The organism is Streptomyces sp. NPDC048197 (assembly GCF_043202395.1).
Classification (GTDB): domain Bacteria; phylum Actinomycetota; class Actinomycetes; order Streptomycetales; family Streptomycetaceae; genus Streptomyces; species Streptomyces siderophoricus.
This window is the reverse complement of sequence record NZ_JBIDAJ010000046.1, coordinates 33,260-52,647: the sequence shown is the minus strand read 5'-3', so window position 1 is coordinate 52,647 and position 19,388 is coordinate 33,260. Positions and strand designations below refer to the sequence as shown.

The window sequence follows — 19,388 nt, the reverse complement described above, 5'->3', positions numbered from 1 at the left end:
CCCAACGGGAGGGGACGGGCCGGAGGGGCCGGTGTTTGGGACGTAAAGCGACAGCAGTCCCAAACACCGGCCCCGGAGGTCCGTCACCGCACCCAACACCCACCCAGCCCGCCGCAGGCGCCACGGCGAGCGAGCCCCACGGCGCAGCAGACGAGTACGTGCGGGGCGCCGCAAAGCGCACAACGGCGAGAAACCACCGCGGCGGGACGGCCAGCTACGTACGCGGCGCCGCAAAGCGCAGCGAAACGTGGGGATACTGCCCCATGGGTCAACCGTCACGACGTGCGTTGTTAGGGACAGCCGGAGCGATCGGTGCGGGGGCGGCGCTCGGTGGGGCCGCGCCTGGTGGGGCCGCGGACCGTGGGCGAGGGGCCGCGCCCTTCGATACCGGTCCGGCGCGGGCCGCGCTGGAGCGGTTGCTGCCGACGCATGCCGACCAGTTCCAGCTGGTCGCGCTGGCGGCCGCGGGGCGCACCGACCGGTTCCGGGTCGATGGAACGGCCGGCCGGATCACGGTGGCGGGGACCTCCCCCGCCACGCTCCTCACCGGCGTCCACTGGTACCTCAAATACACCTGCCGGGCTCATCTGTCCTGGGCCGGTGATCAGGTCGAGCTGCCCGCCAGGTTGCCCGCGCCCCGTTCGCCCCTGGAGCGGGGCAGCACCGTTCCGCACCGGTTCGCGCTGAACGACACCCACGACGGGTACACCGCCCCGTACGCCGACTGGGCGCGGTGGGAGCGGCTGATCGACGTTCTGGCGTTGCACGGTGTGAACGAGGTGCTGGTCACGCCGGGTACCGAGGCCGTGTACCACCGGCTGCTGACCGGGTTCGGGTACTCCGACGCCGAGGCCCGCCGCTGGCTTCCGGCGCCCTCGCACCAGCCGTGGTGGCTGCTGCAGAACATGAGCGGGTACGGGGGGCCCATGAGCGCCGAACTGCTCGCGATGCGGGGACAGTTGGGGCGGAGGATCACGGGGCGGCTGCGGGAGTTGGGGATGCGGCCGGTGCTGCCCGGGTATTTCGGTACCGTTCCGGATGGTTTCACCGCCCGGAATCCGGGTGCGCGGACCGTTCCGCAGGGCACCTGGTCGGGGCTGAAGCGTCCCGACTGGCTGGATCCGCGCACCGGGGTCTTCGCCGAGGTGGCGGCCGCTTTCTACCGTCATCAGGAACAACTGATGGGCCCCGCCGCGCACTTCAAGATGGATCTGCTGCACGAGGGCGGCGATCCCGGTGACGTACCGGTGGCGGAGGCGGCGCGCGCCGTCGAGCGGGCGCTGCGTACCGCGCACCCGGGCGCGACCTGGGTGATCCTCGGCTGGCAGGACAATCCGCGCCGGGACCTGCTGGACGCCGTCGACCACGACCGGATGCTGATCGTGGACGGGCTCGGTGACCTGGACACGGTCACCGACCGGGAGCGGGACTGGGGCGGGGTGCCGTACGCCTTCGGGTCGATCCCCAACTTCGGCGGGCGCACCACGATCGGTGCGAAGACCCACATCTGGGCGGAGCGCTTCCCGGCCTGGCGGGACAAGCCGGGAAGCCGGCTGGTCGGGACCGCCTACATGCCGGAGGCAGCCGAGCGGGATCCGGCCGCCTTCGAGCTGTTCAGCGAACTGGCGTGGCGAGAGCGGGCGGTGGACCGTGCGGCGTGGTTCGACGGCTATGCCGCGTTCCGTTACGGCGCGCGTGATCCGCACGCCCGGGCCGCGTTCGCCGCGCTGCGCACGAGCGCGTACGAGATCGCCAGCAAGGACGGCCGGCCGCACGACTCCGTCTTCGCCGCCCGGCCGAGCCTGGCCGCCCGTTCCGGGACCACCTACGCCACCCACACCCCGGCCTTCGATCCGGCCGCCTTCGACACCGCGTTCGCGGCGCTGCTCGCGGTCCGGCCGGCGCTGCGCGGCAGTGATGCCTACCGCCACGATCTGACCGACGCCGCCCGGCAGGCGCTGGCCAATCGTTCCTGGCAGTTGATCGGGCAACTCCAGGAGGCCTACCGGCGCAAGGACCGGGCGGCGTTCCGGGCGCTGTCCGGGCTGTGGCTGCGGCTGATGCGGCTGAGCGACGAGGTCGCCGGCGCGCACCGGCACTTCCTGCTGGGGCCCTGGCTCGCGGACGCGAAGGCGAGGGCGTCCGGTCCGGAGGAGGCGGCTCAACTGGAGCATTCGGCGCGGGCGTTGCTCACCACCTGGGCGGACCGGGCCACCGCGGACGGCGGGGCGCTCGCCAACTACGCCAACCGCGACTGGCACGGCCTGATCTCCGAGGTCCACCTCCCGCAGTGGCAGGCGTATCTTGACGAGCTCGCGGACGCGCTGGCCGCCGGCCGCCCGCCGAAGACCTTCGACTGGTACGCGCTGGAGGAGCCCTGGACCCGGGCGCGGACGGGCCATCCGCTGCGGCCGACCGCCGATCCGTACCGCACCGCCCGGCGGGTGCACGACGTCCTCGCCGCGGCCCCGTACCAGGGCACGCTCACGGTGGCCGCCGAGCCGGCCGCGCTGCCTCCGGGCGGCCGCGCCACCCTGACCGCGGCGCTGCGCAACGAGAACGGTCTGCGGGCCACCGGGCGGGTCGACTTCGCGCTGACCGGGCTGCCGGCCACCGCCGACGGCCCCCGCACCGTGGCGTCCCTGCCGCCGGGCGGCACCGGCCGGGCCCGCTGGCGGATCACCGCCCCGGCCGGCCCGGTGAAGGAGCCGTTGCAGCCCCTCCCCTACCGCCTCACCGCCGACTACGGCCCCAGGGGCGAGCCCCGGGTCCGCGCCACCCGAGTGGGCACGCTCTTCGTCGCCGGGCGCCTGGACGCGGATCTGCGGACGGTCACCACGAACGCGGCCGTCTTCGGGCAGCTCGGCGACCGCTTCGCGATCAACGGTTCCGGTGCGGATCTGTGGCGGTCCACCGCGGAGTTCGGCGCGCTGTTCCGGCCGGGCGCCCTGGGGGCGGGCGGTGCGGTGACGGTGGAGGTCACGGCCCAGGACCCGACCGGTCCCTGGGCCCGGGCCGGTCTGATCGTCCGCAACCGTCTCGCCCCGCCCGGCCCGGACGCACCGGACGCCGCTCTGGGCTTCCTCAATCTCTCCGTCACCCCGGGCAACGGCGTCGTGCTGTCCTACGACGCCGACGGCGACGGCCGGCTGGACACCTACCGCCGGCTCGCCGGCGTCACCGCGCCCGTCCTGCTGCGGCTGACCCGCGGGCCGGAGGGCGGGCACTCGGGTACGTACACCGGTGCCTGCTCCACCGATGGGGGCGCGACCTGGCGGGAGATCGCCACCGTGACGGTGCCCGGAGCGGCCGGCCGGCAGGACGCCGGGCTGCACCAGTCCGCCGCCAACTCCGGTTCCGGGGACCGCGGGACGGCCGCGTTCCGTCACTGGACCGTCACTGGAAGCACGCCCGGCCAGCGCGTACGCTGACCGGCAACTGCACCACGAGCGAGGGGATTTTCGGTATGAGTGCCGCAGCAGAGAAGGAGTGGCTCTACGCCCTCGACATCTCCGACGCCGTCTGGCAGCGCCCGCCCGGCGATGCCGAGGAAGCGGTGGAGATCGCCTTCCTGGAGCGCGGTGCGGTGGCCATGCGGAACTCCACCGAGCCCGACGTGGTGCTGCGCTACACCGAGGCGGAGTGGCGGGCGTTCGTGCTGGGCGCGAAGGACGGCGAGTTCGACCTGGAGCGCTGAGCGCGGCCCGTCGCCGGGGGCCGGCCGGTGGCCGCCCCCGGGCCCGGTCACCCGTAGGGGCGTGTGCCCGTGGCGGTGACCATCACAGGATTCACTCGTTTCACGGAACGTGAAGCAGCAGCAGTCCTCCCCCGCGCGTGCGGACCGCACCCCCGCCGGCAGCTCCGCGGACCTCGACGAGGTCATCGATGTCGAGCAGGCCGAGGCGGCGCTGGTCGAGCACTATCCCCGGCTGGTCCGGCTGGCCTATCTCGTCCTGCCGCCCGGCCGCAGTCGTGGCCGCCGGGTGCTGGCCGCGCACGGCGTGGTGCAGCGGGCCCTGCCGCGCCAGCGCAGCTCCACCCGGGCCCTGGGGCTGCCGGGCCAGCGCGCCGGTGCGGAAGCGGCGATCGACCCGGGCTACGCCTTCCTCCGGATGCGGGTGCTGCGCGCGGCGCTGGCCGCCGCCCGGCCGCGCCGCCGGCTGCCGGCCCCGGCGCCGCTCCTCCCTCAGGTGTGGGGGCTGCGGCTGTTCCCCCGTTCCGGCGGTGCCGATGAACTCGCCCTGGACCAGGCGCTGTCGGCGCTGTCCGGGCCCGGGCGGGCCGCGTTCGTGCTGCGTGATCTGGAGCGGCTGAGCCTGCCCGAGGCGCGCCGGGTGCTGGAGGCGGCGGGGGTGGCCGAGCCGCGGGAGGCCTGGGACGAGGCGGAGCGGGTCGCGACCCCGGCCGGCAGCCGGGACCGGTCGCTGCTGGAGTCGCCGGAGTTCGACCCGTGCGCGCTGCAGGCCCGGCCGACGGATCTGATCCGGCGGCGTCAGAACGGCCGGGCGGTGCTGGCGGCGGGGGCCGCGGTCCTGGTGTGCGGGGCGCTGCTGGGGCTGCCGGGCGACGGCTGGGGCCCTGACGGTGCGGCCGCCCCGCCGTATGCGCGCAACGCCGCGTCCGAAGCGGCCCTGGATCCGGGCAGGTTGACGGTCACCTCGGCCACGGCCTGGAAGAACGCGGCACGTCAGGACTTCGCGGCCTGGCCGGCCCGCGGGGACCGCATCCATGACAAGGCCCTGCTGCGCCGCGCGCTGGCCGTGTGGGCGCGTCCCGGGTCGGGGGTGCAGGTGTCGGCCACGCCCGGTACTCCGGCCGGTCCCGCGGCGGGCCCGCCGCAGCTGCTCTTCGCGGGGGTGGTGGACCACGCGGTGGTGGCGCTCTTCCACGACGGTCTGCGGGTGGTCCGGTACGCCGAGGCGGCGGACGGCGCGGGTCAGGGCGAGGGCACCGGCGCGGCGCTGGACTTCGCCCGTACGGACGGCGCCGCGGACGGCACGGCGAGCGCCGTGGTGGTGGGCCGCACCCAGGGCAACGTCCGTTATCTGACCGCCCCGTGGGTGAAGGGGAGGGCCACGCTGGTCGATCTGGCCAGGCCGGACGCGGCCGCCGAGCCGGTGCCCGTCGGGCCGGACGGGCTGACCGGTCCGGTGCCGGTGCCCCGCCCCGACCAGAGGTGCACCGGCTGGCCGGCCCTGCGGCTCGGCGGTCACCTGCTGACCGACCTCGGCGAGCTGACCCCGGCCCGGCTGACGTACGGCAGGCCGCGCAGGCCGGGTGAGGTGGCCGCCCCGGAGGCCAGGACGGCCTGGGCGCGGACGGCCTGTGAGCTCGCCGCGGTGCGCGGGCAGGGCGTGCGCAGCGTCAACGCCTGGGAGTTCGCCCGGCAGCCGCTGCCGGGCGGTGCGGGAGTCGCGGCCTGGTTGTGCACCCGGGCGGAGACCTGGCGGGGTGCGGGCAGCCGGACGCTGGCCCAGGTCCAGACCCCGGTGCCGAACGGGCAGCCGTACGCCCCCGGTGCGGTGACCGCCCGTGCGGAGGGCGGTACGGCCTGCGGTCCGCGGGCGCCGCGGGCGCTGGCGGGGGCGTTGTGGAAGGCTCCGGCCGGCCAGTGGTGGCTGCTGGCGGCCGGCAGCGAGCAGGTCAGGTCGATCACCGCGTCCGGTGCGGTGCACGGTGCGGCGCCGGGCCGGTTCCTGACGCTGCCGGCGAAGGCGGGCGACAACGCGGAGCTGGCCGGCCGGCTGGCCAACGGCAAGAAGGTCGACGCGGTGGGCTGATGGGAGCGGCGCCGGATTTTCGTCGTACGAGGGGTATCGACAACTCCTTACCCGCCAGTACATTGACGCCATGTCTAACAAGGCCTCGTTGCGGCCCCGGCCGGTCGCGTCCGAGCACACCCCGCTGAAGGCCCGCAACGTCGTCTTCGACTGGGCGGACACCCCGTTGCACTGGATCCCCGGCGACCCCGCCAGCACCCATACGATCAATGTGCTGCACCTGCTGCTGCCGGCCGGCGAGCGCTGGTTCGTGCACGTCTACAAGCAGGCGCTGCCGTACGTCCGCGATCCGCAACTGCGTGCGGACGTGCTCGGGTTCATCGGCCAGGAGGCGATGCACTCCCAGGCGCACGACGAGGTGCTGCCGCACCTCAAGGAGCAGGGGCTGGACCCCACCCCGTACACCGCACAGGTCGACTGGCTCTTCGAGAAGCTGCTCGGCGACCGCACCCTGCCGCCGGGCCGGGCGCGCCGGTGGTGGCTGCTGGAGCGGGTCGCCCTGATCGCCGCCATCGAGCACTACACCGCGTTCCTGGGCGACTGGGTGCTGGGCGCCGAGGCGCTGGACGCCAGGGGCGCCGATCCGACCATGCTCGACCTGCTGCGCTGGCACGGCGCCGAGGAGGTCGAGCACCGCTCGGTCGCCTTCGACCTGTTCGTCCACCTCGACGGCGGCTACCGGCGCCGGGCCCGCACCTGGGCCACGGCCTTCGGCGCACTGGTCTTCCTGTGGCAGCGCGGCACCCGCTTCTTCCTGGAGAACGACCCGACGCTGGCCGACGGCCGGGCCACGTTCCGGGAGTTCCTCCGCGGCGGGCGCGAGGGCGTACTGCCCACCGCGGGCGCCATGGTCCGCTCCATCCCGCAGTATCTGAGCCGCAGTTACCACCCCTCCCAGCACGGCGACACCGCCCGGGCCGTGGCCTATCTCGCCGGCTCCCCCGCCGCCATCGCGGCCGCGGCCCGTACGTCCGGAGGTGCCTGAGATGCCGCGCATGGGCACGGTCGTCGCGGTGGGTGCGGCGGCCCTGGTCGCCCGGCGGGCGCTGCGCCGGCGCGTGCGGGCCTCGCCGCTGTGGCCGCTGCCGGCCCTGGACGAGCCCGTCTCCGGCCGCGGCCGGGCCGGGGTACGCGCGAAGGCGCGACGGCTGACGGTCGTGGAGCGGACGATGGAGGCCGAGGGCGTGCTCCGGCTCCGCCTGGCGGGCACCGATCTGCCCGCCTGGGAACCGGGCGCGCACGTGGATCTGGTCCTGCCCTCCGGTGCGGTCCGCCAGTACTCCCTGTGCGGCGACCCCGCGACCCCGGATGCCTACACCATCGCCGTCCGGTGCATCGAGGACGGCCGGGGCGGCTCGCGCGAGGTCCACGAGCAGCTGCACGAGGGCACGGAGGTGGAGGTCCGCGGCCCCCGCAACCGCTTCCCCCTCACCGACAGCCACGCCTACGTCTTCATCGCCGGCGGCATCGGCATCACCCCGATCCTGCCGATGGTCCGCCGGGCCGAACGGGCGGGGGTGCCCTGGCGGCTGCTGTACGGCGGGCGGTCCCGGGCCTCGATGCCGTTCCTGGCGGAGGTCGAGAAGCTGGCGGGGGCCGAGCCGGGCCGGGTCACGGTGGTCGCCGAGGACGAGGACGGCCGGCCGGACCTGGCCGCGCTGCTCGCCGCCGCGCCGCCGCACGCGGCGGTCCACTGCTGCGGCCCGCAGCCCCTGATGGACGCGGTCGCCGCCCTGCTGCCCGGCGGCCCGGACGGCCTCACCCTGCACACCGAACGCTTCGCCCCGGCCGCTCCCCCGGCGGCCGGCGGGGAGCTGCCGTTCGAGGTGGAGCTGCGGCGCACCGGCCGCACGGTCCCGGTGCCCGCCGGGACCAGCATCCTGCGGGCGATCCGCGACCAGGCGCTGCCGGATCTGCCGTACTCCTGTGAGCAGGGGTTCTGCGGCACCTGCCGGCAGCGGGTGCTGGCCGGCGAGGTGGACCACCGCGATGAGCTGCTGACGGACGCCGAGCGCGACGACTCGGTGCTGATCTGCGTCTCGCGGGCGCGGGCCGGCGAACGGCTGGTGCTCGATCTGTGATTCCGCGCCGCGCCCCGGGTCGTTAGGGTGGTCCGCATGACGACCGGGGCGCGGCGCAGGATGGGCGTCGAGGAGCGGCGCGATCAGCTGATCGCGGTCGCCCTCGGCCTGTTCAGCCACCGCGCGCCCGAGGACGTGTCGATCGACGAGATCGCCGAGGCGGCCGGCATCTCGCGGCCGCTGGTCTACCACTACTTCCCGGGCAAGCAGCAGCTGTACGAGGCCGCGCTGCGGCGGGCCGCGGACGAGCTGACCACCCGCTTCGTGGAACCGCACGAAGGCCCGCTCGGCGCCCGCCTGTTGCGCGTCATGGAGCGCTTCTTCGACTTCGTCGACGAGCACGGCCCCGGCTTCTCCGCGCTGATGCGCGGCGGCCCGGCGATCGGCTCGACCCGTACCAGCGCCCTGATCGACGGCGTCCGCCAGGCCGCGTACGACCAGATCCTCGCACACCTCGCCCTCACCGACCCGCCGCCGCGGCTGGAGATGGTGGTGCGCTCGTGGATCTCGCTGGCGGAGACCACCGCCCTTCTCTGGCTGGACGGCCGCCGGGTCCCCCGCGCCGAGCTGGAACGCCAGCTCGTCCATGATTTCGCCGCGCTGGCGGCGGTGAGCGCGGCGTACGACGACCGCATGGCCGGGATCGTCCGCCGCATCCTGGCGGACGAACCGGCGGACGGGATGTTCGCGGACCTGGTGGGCCGCTTGATGGCGCTGCCGCAGCCGGTCTAGGTGGGTGCCCCGTGGGGTGGTGGCCGTGCGGCCGTCCCCCTGGGGCTCGGGGGACGGCCGCACGGATGACGTCTAGGCCTTGCCGGTGAGGCTGGCGAACACCACCACGTTGTCCGGGTAGTAGTGCTTGCCCTGGTCGTAGTCCCCGCCGCAGGTGATCAGGCGGAGGCCCGCGTGGTCGAGGTTCTGGTAGACCTCCACGGTGGGGAACTTGTTCTTCGGATACTGGGCGACGCGGTCGACGGTGAACTTCGCCGTGCTGCCGTCCTTCCGGGCGACGTCGATGGTGTCCCCGCGCTTCATCGACGACAGCTTCTGGAACACCGACGGGGTGCCGTTCCAAGTGACGTGGCCGGCGATGACGGCCGGTCCGCGGGCCCCCGGCGTCGGGCCGGGCCGGTACCAGCCCGCCTTGGCCGGATCGCGCGGCGTCTCCATCGTCCCGTCCGGGTGCTGTCCCAGCGTCTCCAGCGTGGAGGACACCTTCAGTGCGGGGATGGACAGCCGCACGGGGTCCGACGTCGGCATGCTCGCGGTGGCGGCGCCCGGTCCGTCCGTCGCTGCGGACGCCTCGTCGTGGGCGGCGTGACCGCCCTGGCCCGGCGGCTCGGCGGGGAGCGAGCGCGGCGGCGCGGCGTCCTGTCCTCCGCACCCGGCGAGCAGTACGGCCGCGACCGCAGCGGCGAGCCCGCCGCCGAGGGCCCGGCGGCTCCGGCGGCCGGTGGTCACGGCGGCCCTGACGGGGGCGGTCATGCGGCGGCCCCGCCGTTCTCGCCGCGTACCGGGGCGAGTGGCGCCCGGCGGCGGCGCAGCAGGACCAGGGTGCCGGTCGCCGCCGCCACGGCGGTCGCGCCGGCGCCCAGCAGCGCGAGGGGAACGCTGCTGCCGGCGGGCGGGTCCACCGGCCCGGTCCCGGTCTCGACCCCGCCGACCGGGATGGAGCCGACCGCGGCGCCCTGGACCTCACCGCAGTTGGTCGGGGCGGTGGCCTCCTGGGGGAGTTTGGGGTCGAGTTCGCTCTTGCCCGCGCCGTCGAAGTCGTACTTGTTGTTGCCGTTGCGGTCGATGCCGTGCTGCACGATGTGCAGGTCCTTGATGTGGTCGACGACGTCCTGGGAGACGGTGAGCGTGCGCTCGTAGGAGAGCTTGCCCTGGGCGTCGGCCGTCGGCATCCGGTCCACGGCGAGGCCGCTCTTGGCGTCGGTGGAGCCCCGGGTGGTCAGCGAGATGTTGATGTTTCCGTACTGGACGGTGGCTTCGGTGTTGTTGATGACCCCGTCGCCGTTGGTGTCGGCGCTCGGGTCGGGGCAGTGGAAGTCGTGCCCGTCGGTGGAGCCGTGGAGGTGCTGGGCGTGCGGCTGCCCGGGGACGAGCCCCTCGGACTCGATCTTCACCGTCAGCTGGTTGCCCTTGAGGCTGAGCATCGCGACGCCCTTGGAACCGGAGTTGTTCAGCTGTGCCAGGTTGATCTGGTAGGCCCCGTCGGCGGCGGCTGCCGGGGAGGCAGCGCCGACCGTGAGGGCCAGGGCGGCCGGCAGCGCGGCGAGTGCGGCGAGGCGGCTGGTACGCGTGGGGATCACGTTCGTTCCTTTCCGACGGCCCTCCACGGCGGAGGCCCGCATCATCCAGGTGCGAAGCGACACCTCGGCGAGGTATCACCCTCTTATTCGCAGCGCCGGCGTCCGAGGGCGGCTGGGACGGGAAATTTGTCGCTACGGCACAATTCCGCGCATGACAGAGAAGATCATGTTCCGGCTCGCCGGCGACGGCGATCCGCAGGTCCTCGTCGGCCTGTACGACGCGGCCGCACGGTGGATGCAGCGGTCCGGCATCGAGCAGTGGAAGCCGGGCGGGAAGAGCGCCGAGCACTTCCGGCTGCGGATGAAGGAGGGCGAGGTCTGGCTCGCGGAGGCCGGCGGGCACATAGCCGGGGCCTACGAGCTGTGGTGGGAGGACGAGCCCGCGTGGGGGCCGCAGCCGCCGGAGGCGGGGTATGTGCACCGGCTGATGGTGGACCGGGAGCGGGCACCGGCGGGCACCGGGCGGGCGATGCTGGCGCATGCGGAGCGGCGGATCGCGGAGGCCGGCCGCACCTGGGCGCGGCTGGACTGCCTCTCGTCCAATCCGCGGCTGCGGTCGTATTACGAGGGTGCCGGGTACACGGTCGTCGGGGAGCAGCCGTTCAAGGAGGATGGCGGCGGAAGTCCGTACGCCGTCACCCTCCTTGAGAAGCGGCTGGGTGGTTAGCCGGTGGGCGGTTAGCCGGTCGGCCCGCGGTCAGCGGTGCGGGCTCAGCGGCGGTGGAAGACCGCGACCGTGTAGGGCGGCACCGTGAACGTGCCGGTGGCCTCGGCGTACGAGGCGGTGGCGGTGGTGCGGTCCGTGCCGTGGGCCTGGACGGGGTGCAGGGCGTAGGGCCGGCCGGCCAGGGCGGCGACGGTCTGGTGCTGCTCCCGCGGCGTGGCGTTGAAGACGATCACCAGGTCGGCGAGGCGCATGGTGAGCACGCCCGGCGTCTCGTCCTTCCCGGAGAGGGGGAAGGAGAGCTGCGACTGGACCTGCGCGATGGTGGCCAGGCCGAAGGCCGGCTCCGTGGCGTGGAGGCGGAGCAGGTCGCGGTAGGCGGCCGAGGCGCCGCGGATGGTCGCGCAGTCGGGGCGGAGGGCCGGATCGGCCAGCAGGGGCTTGGCGTAGGGCCACTTGTCCTTGTTGTCGGCGGCCGGCGGCAGCCCGCGGCCGAAGCCGTTGCCGTCGGCGCAATTCCAGTGCACGGCGTTGAACCAGTCGCCGCTGTTGAAGGAGTTGCGGTCCAGGGACTTGGAGCGGAGCAGGTCCGAACCGGCCTGGGAGAGCGCGGGGCCCTGTGAAAGGGCCGCGGTGGCGAGTGCAAGAACTTGCAGGCGGGCGCGGTCGGTGGGGCTGGTTCCTTGCGGAAGCTTGTAGGCGAGGGCGTCGTAAAGCGTTTCGTTGTCGTGCGCGTCGGCGTAGGCGAGCGCATCGCCGGGGGCGGCGGCGTAGCCGGCCGGGGCGCCGTTGTAGTCGACCTGCGCGCCCTTGACGCGGTGGCCGGCGGTGTCGGTGAAGGTGTAGTCGGCGAGGTTGCCGGTGAGGCCGACCTTGAGGAGGTCCTGGTAGTGCAGGAGCCGGGAGCGCTGGGCGGCCGGATCGCCGTTCGCCGGTGAGGAGTTGGGGGCGGTGAAGAGGCCCGAGCCGAAGCCCTGGACGCGGGGGTCGGCGTCGAAGGGGCCGCCGCCGCGCACCGCGTCCCGGGCCCGGTCGTTGAAGGTGGCGATGCCGGTTCCGGCCATGTTCCGCTGGGTGGCCTGGACGAAGCGGGCGTCGTTCGCGGCCTCGCCGAAGTTCCACCCCTCGCCGTAGAGGATGATCTTCTTGCCGTCCACGCCGTCCCGGGCCGGGGTGAGCGCGTCGAGGGCCTTGCGGACGGCCAGGATGTTGGCCTTCGGGTGGTGTCCCATGAGGTCGAAGCGGAAGCCGTCGACCTTGTACTCCTTGGCCCAGGTGACCACCGAGTCGACGACGAGCTTGCCCATCATGGTGTGTTCGGGTGCGGTGCCCGAGCAGCAGGTGGAGGTGGCGACCGAGCCGTCGTCGAGCAGCCGCTGGTAGTAGCCGGGGACGATCCGGTCGAGGACCGAGTGCGGGTCCTGGCCCGAGGCGGCGGTGTGGTTGTAGACGACGTCCATGACGGTGCGCAGGCCGATGCCGTTGAGGCCCTGCACCATGCGGCGGAATTCGACGGTGCGGGCCGGGCCCTCGGGGTCGGAGGCATAGGAGCCCTCGGGCACGGTGTAGTGCAGCGGGTCGTAGCCCCAGTTGTACGCGTCGCGGGCGGCGGACCTGGTCACGCACTCCTGCTGGCTCTCGGAGTCCGGCGCGTAGGAGGCGAGGTCGCAGCGGGGGCGGTCCTGGTCGGCACGCTTTTCGGGGACGGTGGCGCCGTCAAAGGCCGGCAGCAAGTGGATGTAAGAAGTTCCGGCGGCTGCAAGGGATTTCAGATGTTGCATGCCGTCGGAACGGCGGTCGGTGAAGGCGAGGTACTGGCCGGGGTGGCGGGGGGTGCGGTCCTCGACGGAGAAGTCGCGGAGGTGCAGTTCCTGGATGCGGGCCCGGCGCAGCGGCACCGCGGCGGGCTTGCGCAAGTCCGCCCAGCCCTTGGGGGCGAGCCGCGGGTCGTCGAGGTCGACGACCAGACTGCGGGCGGAGTCGGCGGTCAGGGCGGTGGAGTAGGGGTCGGTGACCTTGTTGGTGACGGTCCTGCCGATCGTGGGCGCCCAGACGGTGACGAGGTAGCGGTAGGGCTTCCCGGCCCAGTCGCGCTGCCCCTGGACGCGCCAGACGCCGCTGCGGTCGTCGCGCCGCATCGGGACCGTACGGCCGTCGAGTTCCAGGGCGACGGTACGGGCGGTGGGTGCCCATACGGAGAGGGTGGGGCGGCCGTGGTGGAAGACCGGCCCGAGCGCGGCGTGTTGGGCCTGCGTGCCGTACAGGTCGTCGAGAACGCCGGGTATCTGCACGCCCGTTGTGGTGCTCCGACCGTCCGCGGTGCGCTGGGTGGCGACCAGGCGTCCGCGCAGCGCCGTACGGGCGAGGCCGCGGTCGCGGGGGTCGACGGTGAAGGCCGGATAGCCGGTGAGGTGCGGGAAGGCGGCGCGTTCGGCGGGGGTGAGGCTGCCGGGGGTGAGCCGGAGGCGCTGGCCGGACGCCCCTGCTCGCCCGGTCCCGAACTCCAGCTGGGCGTCGGACCGTTCCGCGCCCTTCCAGACCACGGTGTCGCGGTCGATCCACTGCGCCAGGGCCGGTTGCGGGCCGGGCGGCGGGGCGGCGTGGGCCGGCTGCTGCGGGGAGGAGACCAGGAGGGCTGCCGCGCCGACGGCCAGGGCGAGGGCTGCGGCCAGGCGCCGGGCGGGGCCCCGGCGTGCGGTGGTGAACATGGCTCATGGTTCTATCCGCGACGATCCGACGTTGCAAGACCTTACGCAAGACATTGCAAGGGTGTTACGTTGCTGGCACAGCCGGTCCGGCCGGCCGGAGGTCCATCACAACGGGCCCTACGCGCCCGGCCGGTCGGACCGGCCCCATTCCCGTGAATCGGACCGGCCCCATCCCCGTGAAGTGGTTGCTGAAGTGCCGCCAAGTACCGCTGAAGTGGCGCATTGTCACCCGTACCGCCGCACATACCGCGTCAGTCCTGCGCGAGCGGGGAAGTCACCCCGCATGATCGACGATCCTGGGCACGACACCGCCGACGCACGGCACACCGCCGGCACACCGGACCACGACGACGCGACCCGCCGCTATTACGAGACCGGCGACGTCGACGCCTTCTACGACGCCGTCTGGGGCGGCGAGGACATCCACGTCGGCATCTACGCCGAGGGCGACGAACCGATCGGGGAGGCCTCGCACCGCACCGTCGAGCACACCGCGGACAAGGTCGCCGACCTGCTCGGCCCGCACGCCACCGTGCTCGACCTCGGCTCCGGATACGGCGGCTCGGCCCGCGCGCTCGCCGAACGCTTCGGCTGCCGCGTCGTGGCCCTCGACCTCAGCGAGGCCCACAACCGCCGCCACCGCGCGGCCAACGCCCAACGCGGCCTGGACGGCCTGATCGAGGTCGTCACCGGCTCCCTCAACGACCTGCCCTACGAGGACGGACGGTTCGACGTCGTCTGGTCCCTGGAGGTGCTGTGCCACGTGGAGGACCGGGAAGGCGCGCTGGCCGAGGCCGTACGCGTACTACGACCGGGCGGCGCCCTGGTCTTCTCGGACATCATGGCGCCCGAGGAGCCCCCGGCGGAGGCGGTACGCCCCGCGTTCGCCCGGCTCGGCGTACAGACCCCGGCCACCCCGGCCTTCTATCTGGCGCAGCTGTCCGAACTCGGCCTCAAGGGCGCCGACTTCGAGGACCGCACCCCGGACCTCGCCACCCACTACGCCCGCCTCGACGAGGACGTCCACCACCGCGCGGCCGAACTGCGCGACCGCATCAGCCCGGCCTACGTCGACGACCTGCTGGCCAACCTCCCCCTCTGGACCGACGTCACCCGTCGCGGCCTGCTCCGCTGGGGCCTCTTCCACGCCCGGCGGCCGGCGGGCTGAGGTCGTCCGTCCCCGGCTCCTCACCGGCCCGGCAGGTCCAGATCCGCCCGGACGATCTTGCCCACCGCGGGCCGGTCGAGGACGGTCCAGCAGGTGGCGAGCGCGGCGACGAGGACCAGCCCCCGGCCGGTCTCGGCATCGGGCGCCGGCGGCACGAGGGTCCCGGGGGCCGGCGGGCGCCGCTCCGTACGGGTGTCGGCGACCTCGATGCGGAGGGTGCCCGGCCGGGCCGAGCCGGGCAGTTTCAGCAGACGCAGTTCGAAGTCCCGGCCGGCCACCCGGCCGTGCGTGGCCGCATTGGCGGCGAGCTCTCCGACGATGACGGCGGCGGTGTCCGAGACCTCGCCGCCGTACGGGAAGCCCCAGACGTCGAGCTGCTGGACGGCCAGATAGCGCGCGAGGCGGGCCCCGCGCCGGGTGGCGCTGAAACGCTGCGTGAACATACGTACGGTGACGGTTGCTTGGGCTTGCATACGGCCAACGGTGCTGGTCAGCAGGCACGTACACCAGAAACTCGACTCGTACTTCGGGAACTGTACGAGCTGAGTACGTGGACGGGTCGGGTAACGGGCCGTAACCATGGGTGACTTGCGGGGTCAGTACCAGTCACCTCGGGAGTACCCGACATGGAAGACAGCAGCACCGACCACTACGACAGCGGCAGGCCCGAGCCGTCCGGCAGTCTGCGGACCTTCGGCGCGGTCTATCAAGGGTTCCGCGAGAACGCGGGTTTTACGCAGGAGGCGCTGGCACCGGCGATCCGGTATTCGGCGCACTACATCGGCTCCGTCGAACAGGGCCGACGCCTCCCGTCGAAGAAGTTCATCGACCGCTCGGAGGAGACACTCCACGCGAACGGGGTGCTCAGGAAGGCCGCCAAGCGGCTTTCGAAGCAGCCCGGACTGGCACGGTGGTTCCGCGAGTGGGCGGAGCTGGAGAAGCAGGCGATCAGCCTGTATACGTACGAATGCCGGCTGGTGCCGGGGCTGTTACAGACGGAGGCGTATGCGCGGACGCTGTTCACGGAGCAGCTTCCGCATCAGGACGACGAGCAGATCGATGTCCAGTGGGCGGCACGGTCCGAGCGCCAGCGACTGCTGCGCGAGCGCCCCAACACCGCCTTCCGGTTCATCCTCGAAGAGCAAATCTTCCTTCGCCGTACGGGCGGGGCGGAGGTCACCCGGCAGGCCATCGACCACGTCCTCGAAGTCTGCGAACTCCGGAACGTAGACATCCTGCTCATGCCGCTTGTACAGGAGAACCATGCAGGTCTGGACGGGCCGATGCGGCTACTGGAGACCCCGGACAACGAGTGGTTCGGCTACTGCGAAGGGCAGCGGGGCGGGCTGTTCATTTCCGACCCGAAAGAGCTCAGCATCCTTCAAATGCGGTATGCGAGACTGCTTTCGCAGGCTCTGACCCCCAAAGACTCCCGGAGCCTGCTGAAGCAGATCCGAGGAGCGCTATGAGCAGCACCCCCGAACTGACCTGGTTCAAAAGCAGCTACAGCGGTGGCGACGGCGACGACTGTGTAGAGATCGCTCTCGATTGGCGCAAGTCCAGCTACAGCAGCAGTGGAGACGGCGACTGCATAGAAATCGCCGCCTGCCCCACCACCGTCCACATCCGCGACTCCAAGGACAAAGACGGCCCGCGACTCGCGGTGGAGGCAGGGGCATGGGCGGCGTTCGTGGCGTACGCGACCAAGGAAGCCTGACTGCCAGACAGAGGAGCGTCATGACGACCGCCCCTGAACTGACCTGGTTCAAAAGCAGCTACAGCGGCGACTCGGGCGACAGCTGCGTAGAAGTCGCCCTCTCCTGGCGCAAGTCCAGTTACAGCGGCGATGATTCCGGCGACTGCATAGAAATCGCCGCCACCCCCGCCACCGTCCACGTCCGCGACTCCAAGGACAAGGACGGCCCGCAACTCGCGGTGACGGCAGGGGCATGGGCGGCGTTCGTGGCGTACGCGACGACCAAGGCAGCGACGGCCTGATCGTCGGAGGTCAGGACGGCGCAGGCCCCGTCGACCCCCGTACGACCAGTTCCGGTTGGAAGACGAACTCGGTGCGGCGGACGGCGTCCCGTTCGCCGCGGTCACGGTCGTGGATCTCCTCGATCAGGGCGCCGACGGCCGCGGTCGCCATGGCGTGCACCGGCTGGCGGACCGTGGTCAGCGGCGGGTCGGTGAAGGCGATCAGCTGGGAGTCGTCGAAGCCGACGACGGAGAGGTCGCCGGGTACGTCCAGGCCGCGGCGGCGGGCCGCGCGGACGGCCCCCAAGGCCATCAGGTCGCTGCCGCAGACGATGCCGGTGCAGCCCTGGTCGAGCAGGGCGGCGGCCGCCGCGTCGCCGCCCTCGACGCTGAACAGGGTGTGCTGGACGCGCCGTTCGGCCTGCCCCCTCGACAGGCCGAACGACTCGCCCAGCGCCGTCACGAAGCCCTCGGCCTTGCGGCGGGAGGGGACATAGCGGACCGGGCCGACGGCGAGACCGATGCGTTCGTGCCCCAGCTCGGCCAGGTGGCGCACCGCCATCCGGGCCGCCGCCCCGTCGTCGGGCGAGACGAACGGCGCGTCGATCCCCGGGTGGTAGCCGTTGATCAGGACGTACGGGACGCCGCGGGCGGTCAGGCGGGCGTAGCGGGACGGGTCCGCGCGGGTGTCGGCGTGCAGGCCGGAGAGGAAGACGATGCCGGTGACGCCGCGTTCCTCCAGCTGCTCGACGAGTTCGTCCTCGGTGGCCCCGCCCGGCATCTGGGTGCACAGGACGGGGGTGTAGCCGTGGCCGGCCAGCGCCTGCTCGATGATCTGCGCGAACGCCGGGAAGATCGGGTTGGTCAGCTCGGGGATGACCAGTCCGACCAGGCCCGCGCTGCGGCGCCGTAAGCGCACCGGCCGCTCGTGGCCGAGGACGTCCAGCGCGGCGAGCACCCGCTGCCGGGTGCCCGCCGCCACGCCCGCCCGGCCGTTCAGCACCCGGCTCACGGTCGCCTCGCTGACCTGCGCCTGCGCGGCGACGTCGGAGAGCCGGGGCGGGTGGTGCGGTGGACCGGTCAGGGTCACTCGGCCCACCAGACGGTGGTGTCGGCGGGCAGTGAGACGTTGTCCGGAGCGGTTTCGGGTACGTCGAGCGGGCCGGAGGCGAGCAGGACCCTGCCGTATGCGGGGAGGGTGACCGGTTCCTGCGTGGTGTTGGCCGTGCAGACCAGGCCGCCGGGGCGGCGGAAGGCCAGCACGCCGGCGGGGGCGTCGAGCCACTCGACGGTGTCCCCGGCGCCGAGGCCGGGGTGGGTGCGCCGCAGGGAGAGCGCGGTGCGGTAGAGCTCCAGGGTGGAGGCCGGGTCGCCGGTCTGCGCCTCTACGGTCAGCGGGGCCCAGTCGGTGGGCTGCGGCAGCCAGCTGCCGCCGGTCCCGAAGCCGTACGGGGGTGCCTCGCCGCTCCACGGGAGCGGCACCCGGCAGCCGTCGCGCAGTCCGTCCTGGCCGCTGTTGCGGAAGAAGGACGGGTCCTGGCGGACCTCGTCGGGCAGGTCGGTGACCTCGGGCAGGCCCAGTTCCTCGCCCTGGTAGACGTACGCGGAGCCGGGCAGGGCCAGCATCAGCAGGCCGGCGGCACGGGCCCGGGCCGGGCCGCCGCCGAGCCGGGTGCGGTGGCGCACCACGTCGTGGTTGGACAGCACCCAGGTCGTCGGCGCGCCGACCGGACGCATCGCGTCGAGCGAGGAGTCGATCGCCTGGCGCAACGCGTCCGCGTCCCAACCGGTGTTCAGGTAGTGGAAGTTGAACGCCTGGTGGAGCTCGTCGGGGCGGAGGTAGAGCGCGGTGCGCTCGGCGGTGGGGGTCCATGCCTCGGCGACCGCGATCCGCTCGCCGGGGTACTCGTCGAGGACGGTGCGCCAGGAGCGGTAGACCTCGTGCACACCGTCCTGGTCGAAGAACGGGAGGGCCTGGTTACCGAGGAGGGTGAGCTGCTCGGCGTGGCCCATGTCGGGCAGGCCGGGGGCCTTGACCAGGCCGTGCGCGACGTCGACCCGGAAGCCGTCCACGCCCAGGTCCAGCCAGAAGCGCAGGATGGAGCGGAACTCGTCCTGGACGGCGGGGTGGTCCCAGTTGAAGTCGGGCTGTTCGGGGGCGAAGAGGTGCAGGTACCACTCGCCGTCGGCGACCCGGGTCCAGGCGGGGCCGCCGAAGAGCGACTCCCAGTCGTTGGGCGGCAGTTCGCCGTTCTCGCCGCGGCCCTTGCGGAAGTGGAAGCGGTCCCGGGCCGTGGAGCCGGGGCCCTCGGCCAGCGCGCGGCGGAACCATACGTGCTGGTCGGAGCAGTGGTTGGGGACGATGTCGACGATGATGCGGAGGCCCAGGTCATGGGCGTCGCGGAGGACCGCCTCGGCGTCGGCAAGGGTGCCGAACATCGGGTCGATGGCGCGGTAGTCGGCGACGTCGTACCCGGCGTCGGCCTGCGGCGAGGCGTAGAACGGGCTGAGCCAGACGGCGTCCACGCCCAGGTCCCGCAGGTACGGCAGGCGAGCGCGGATGCCCGCCAGGTCGCCCATGCCGTCACCGTTGCCGTCGGCGAAACTGCGCGGGTAGACCTGGTAGATCACCGCGTCCCGCCACCAGTCGGTGGCCGGGGTGGCCTGCTCGGGGGCGGCGTTGTGCTGGAGGGTCATC

The 19,388-nt window shown here is 73.2% G+C and carries 17 protein-coding genes; 11 read left to right on the top strand and 6 right to left on the bottom strand.

What is annotated here, in order from left to right:
* The first annotated feature begins 263 nt into the window (after nucleotides 1–263).
* The 6 genes from ACGF4C_RS35570 to ACGF4C_RS35545 all read left to right on the top strand — a co-directional run bounded on the left by ACGF4C_RS35570 (nucleotide 264) and on the right by ACGF4C_RS35545 (nucleotide 8,593).
* Nucleotides 264–3,431 (top strand): alpha-N-acetylglucosaminidase TIM-barrel domain-containing protein, encoded by a 3,168-nt coding sequence (locus ACGF4C_RS35570; protein ID WP_393572208.1) that lies wholly within the window; start codon nucleotides 264–266, stop codon nucleotides 3,429–3,431.
* 35 nt (nucleotides 3,432–3,466) lie between these two features.
* Nucleotides 3,467–3,697, top strand: coding sequence for a DUF397 domain-containing protein (locus tag ACGF4C_RS35565; protein ID WP_030414810.1), 231 nt, complete (start codon nucleotides 3,467–3,469; stop codon nucleotides 3,695–3,697).
* A gap of 109 nt (nucleotides 3,698–3,806) precedes the next feature.
* The gene (locus ACGF4C_RS35560; RefSeq protein ID WP_393572206.1) at nucleotides 3,807–5,780 is read left to right on the top strand and encodes a hypothetical protein; all 1,974 of its coding nucleotides are present in this window, start codon (nucleotides 3,807–3,809) and stop codon (nucleotides 5,778–5,780) included.
* A 70-nt stretch (nucleotides 5,781–5,850) separates the two neighbouring features.
* Nucleotides 5,851–6,765, top strand: coding sequence for a metal-dependent hydrolase (locus ACGF4C_RS35555; RefSeq protein WP_393572204.1), 915 nt, complete (start codon nucleotides 5,851–5,853; stop codon nucleotides 6,763–6,765).
* A gap of 1 nt (nucleotide 6,766) precedes the next feature.
* Nucleotides 6,767–7,861 carry a PDR/VanB family oxidoreductase gene (locus ACGF4C_RS35550; protein WP_393572202.1) on the top strand — a complete coding sequence of 365 codons (1,095 nt, stop codon included), beginning with the start codon at nucleotides 6,767–6,769 and terminating at the stop codon, nucleotides 7,859–7,861.
* A 36-nt stretch (nucleotides 7,862–7,897) separates the two neighbouring features.
* On the top strand, nucleotides 7,898–8,593 hold the full coding sequence (locus ACGF4C_RS35545) for a TetR/AcrR family transcriptional regulator (protein WP_393572200.1): 696 nt from the start codon (nucleotides 7,898–7,900) through the stop codon (nucleotides 8,591–8,593).
* Nucleotides 8,594–8,665: 72 nt separating this feature from the next.
* Here ACGF4C_RS35545 and ACGF4C_RS35540 read toward each other — a convergent pair whose 3' ends face one another.
* Nucleotides 8,666–9,346: a class F sortase gene (locus ACGF4C_RS35540; protein ID WP_393572198.1), complete on the bottom strand. Its 681-nt coding sequence runs from the start codon at nucleotides 9,344–9,346 to the stop codon at nucleotides 8,666–8,668.
* On the bottom strand, nucleotides 9,343–10,173 hold the full coding sequence (locus tag ACGF4C_RS35535; protein ID WP_393572196.1) for a hypothetical protein: 831 nt from the start codon (nucleotides 10,171–10,173) through the stop codon (nucleotides 9,343–9,345). The genes ACGF4C_RS35540 and ACGF4C_RS35535 overlap by 4 nt, the downstream gene beginning before the upstream one ends.
* 151 nt (nucleotides 10,174–10,324) lie before the next feature.
* On the opposite strand from ACGF4C_RS35535, the gene ACGF4C_RS35530 reads away from it, so the two are divergent.
* On the top strand, nucleotides 10,325–10,840 hold the full coding sequence (locus tag ACGF4C_RS35530; RefSeq protein ID WP_393572194.1) for a GNAT family N-acetyltransferase: 516 nt from the start codon (nucleotides 10,325–10,327) through the stop codon (nucleotides 10,838–10,840).
* Between the two features lie 44 nt (nucleotides 10,841–10,884).
* Here the strand turns inward: ACGF4C_RS35530 and pulA are convergent, their stop codons facing one another.
* On the bottom strand, nucleotides 10,885–13,545 hold the full coding sequence (gene pulA, locus ACGF4C_RS35525) for a pullulanase-type alpha-1,6-glucosidase (RefSeq protein ID WP_393572192.1): 2,661 nt from the start codon (nucleotides 13,543–13,545) through the stop codon (nucleotides 10,885–10,887).
* Nucleotides 13,546–13,828: 283 nt separating this feature from the next.
* Between pulA and ACGF4C_RS35520 the strand changes: the two genes are divergently transcribed.
* Nucleotides 13,829–14,713, top strand: coding sequence for an SAM-dependent methyltransferase (locus ACGF4C_RS35520; RefSeq protein WP_393572190.1), 885 nt, complete (start codon nucleotides 13,829–13,831; stop codon nucleotides 14,711–14,713).
* Between the two features lie 20 nt (nucleotides 14,714–14,733).
* On the opposite strand, the gene ACGF4C_RS35515 is transcribed toward ACGF4C_RS35520, so the two are convergent.
* Complete coding sequence (locus ACGF4C_RS35515) at nucleotides 14,734–15,156, bottom strand: ATP-binding protein (protein WP_393572188.1); 423 nt, start codon at nucleotides 15,154–15,156, stop codon at nucleotides 14,734–14,736.
* 183 nt (nucleotides 15,157–15,339) lie between these two features.
* Between ACGF4C_RS35515 and ACGF4C_RS35510 the strand changes: the two genes are divergently transcribed.
* The 3 genes from ACGF4C_RS35510 to ACGF4C_RS35500 are packed head-to-tail and all read left to right on the top strand — an operon-like array spanning nucleotide 15,340 to nucleotide 16,711.
* Nucleotides 15,340–16,182 carry a Scr1 family TA system antitoxin-like transcriptional regulator gene (locus tag ACGF4C_RS35510; RefSeq protein ID WP_393572186.1) on the top strand — a complete coding sequence of 281 codons (843 nt, stop codon included), beginning with the start codon at nucleotides 15,340–15,342 and terminating at the stop codon, nucleotides 16,180–16,182.
* Nucleotides 16,179–16,430 carry a DUF397 domain-containing protein gene (locus ACGF4C_RS35505; RefSeq protein ID WP_393572184.1) on the top strand — a complete coding sequence of 84 codons (252 nt, stop codon included), beginning with the start codon at nucleotides 16,179–16,181 and terminating at the stop codon, nucleotides 16,428–16,430. The genes ACGF4C_RS35510 and ACGF4C_RS35505 overlap by 4 nt, the downstream gene beginning before the upstream one ends.
* Nucleotides 16,431–16,450: 20 nt before the next feature.
* Nucleotides 16,451–16,711, top strand: coding sequence for a DUF397 domain-containing protein (locus ACGF4C_RS35500; RefSeq protein ID WP_393572182.1), 261 nt, complete (start codon nucleotides 16,451–16,453; stop codon nucleotides 16,709–16,711).
* Between the two features lie 10 nt (nucleotides 16,712–16,721).
* On the opposite strand, the gene ACGF4C_RS35495 is transcribed toward ACGF4C_RS35500, so the two are convergent.
* Both ACGF4C_RS35495 and ACGF4C_RS35490 read right to left on the bottom strand, forming a co-directional pair.
* Nucleotides 16,722–17,792, bottom strand: coding sequence for a LacI family DNA-binding transcriptional regulator (locus ACGF4C_RS35495; protein WP_393572218.1), 1,071 nt, complete (start codon nucleotides 17,790–17,792; stop codon nucleotides 16,722–16,724).
* Nucleotides 17,777–19,387, bottom strand: a complete 1,611-nt coding sequence (locus tag ACGF4C_RS35490; RefSeq protein ID WP_393572180.1) for a glycoside hydrolase family 13 protein — start codon at nucleotides 19,385–19,387, stop codon at nucleotides 17,777–17,779. Before ACGF4C_RS35490 ends, ACGF4C_RS35495 begins: the two co-directional genes overlap by 16 nt.
* Nucleotide 19,388: the final 1 nt, after the last annotated feature.

Coding starts and splice junctions, on each gene's coding strand:
- ACGF4C_RS35570 (WP_393572208.1), top strand. CDS start 264: ATGGGTCAACCGTCACGACGTGCGTTGTTAGGGACAGCCGGAGCGATC.
- ACGF4C_RS35565 (WP_030414810.1), top strand. CDS start 3,467: ATGAGTGCCGCAGCAGAGAAGGAGTGGCTCTACGCCCTCGACATCTCC.
- ACGF4C_RS35555 (WP_393572204.1), top strand. CDS start 5,851: ATGTCTAACAAGGCCTCGTTGCGGCCCCGGCCGGTCGCGTCCGAGCAC.
- ACGF4C_RS35550 (WP_393572202.1), top strand. CDS start 6,767: ATGCCGCGCATGGGCACGGTCGTCGCGGTGGGTGCGGCGGCCCTGGTC.
- ACGF4C_RS35545 (WP_393572200.1), top strand. CDS start 7,898: ATGACGACCGGGGCGCGGCGCAGGATGGGCGTCGAGGAGCGGCGCGAT.
- ACGF4C_RS35540 (WP_393572198.1), bottom strand. CDS start 9,346: ATGACCGCCCCCGTCAGGGCCGCCGTGACCACCGGCCGCCGGAGCCGC.
- ACGF4C_RS35530 (WP_393572194.1), top strand. CDS start 10,325: ATGACAGAGAAGATCATGTTCCGGCTCGCCGGCGACGGCGATCCGCAG.
- pulA (WP_393572192.1), bottom strand. CDS start 13,545: ATGTTCACCACCGCACGCCGGGGCCCCGCCCGGCGCCTGGCCGCAGCC.
- ACGF4C_RS35520 (WP_393572190.1), top strand. CDS start 13,829: ATGATCGACGATCCTGGGCACGACACCGCCGACGCACGGCACACCGCC.
- ACGF4C_RS35515 (WP_393572188.1), bottom strand. CDS start 15,156: ATGTTCACGCAGCGTTTCAGCGCCACCCGGCGCGGGGCCCGCCTCGCG.
- ACGF4C_RS35510 (WP_393572186.1), top strand. CDS start 15,340: ATGGAAGACAGCAGCACCGACCACTACGACAGCGGCAGGCCCGAGCCG.
- ACGF4C_RS35505 (WP_393572184.1), top strand. CDS start 16,179: ATGAGCAGCACCCCCGAACTGACCTGGTTCAAAAGCAGCTACAGCGGT.
- ACGF4C_RS35500 (WP_393572182.1), top strand. CDS start 16,451: ATGACGACCGCCCCTGAACTGACCTGGTTCAAAAGCAGCTACAGCGGC.
- ACGF4C_RS35490 (WP_393572180.1), bottom strand. CDS start 19,387: ATGACCCTCCAGCACAACGCCGCCCCCGAGCAGGCCACCCCGGCCACC.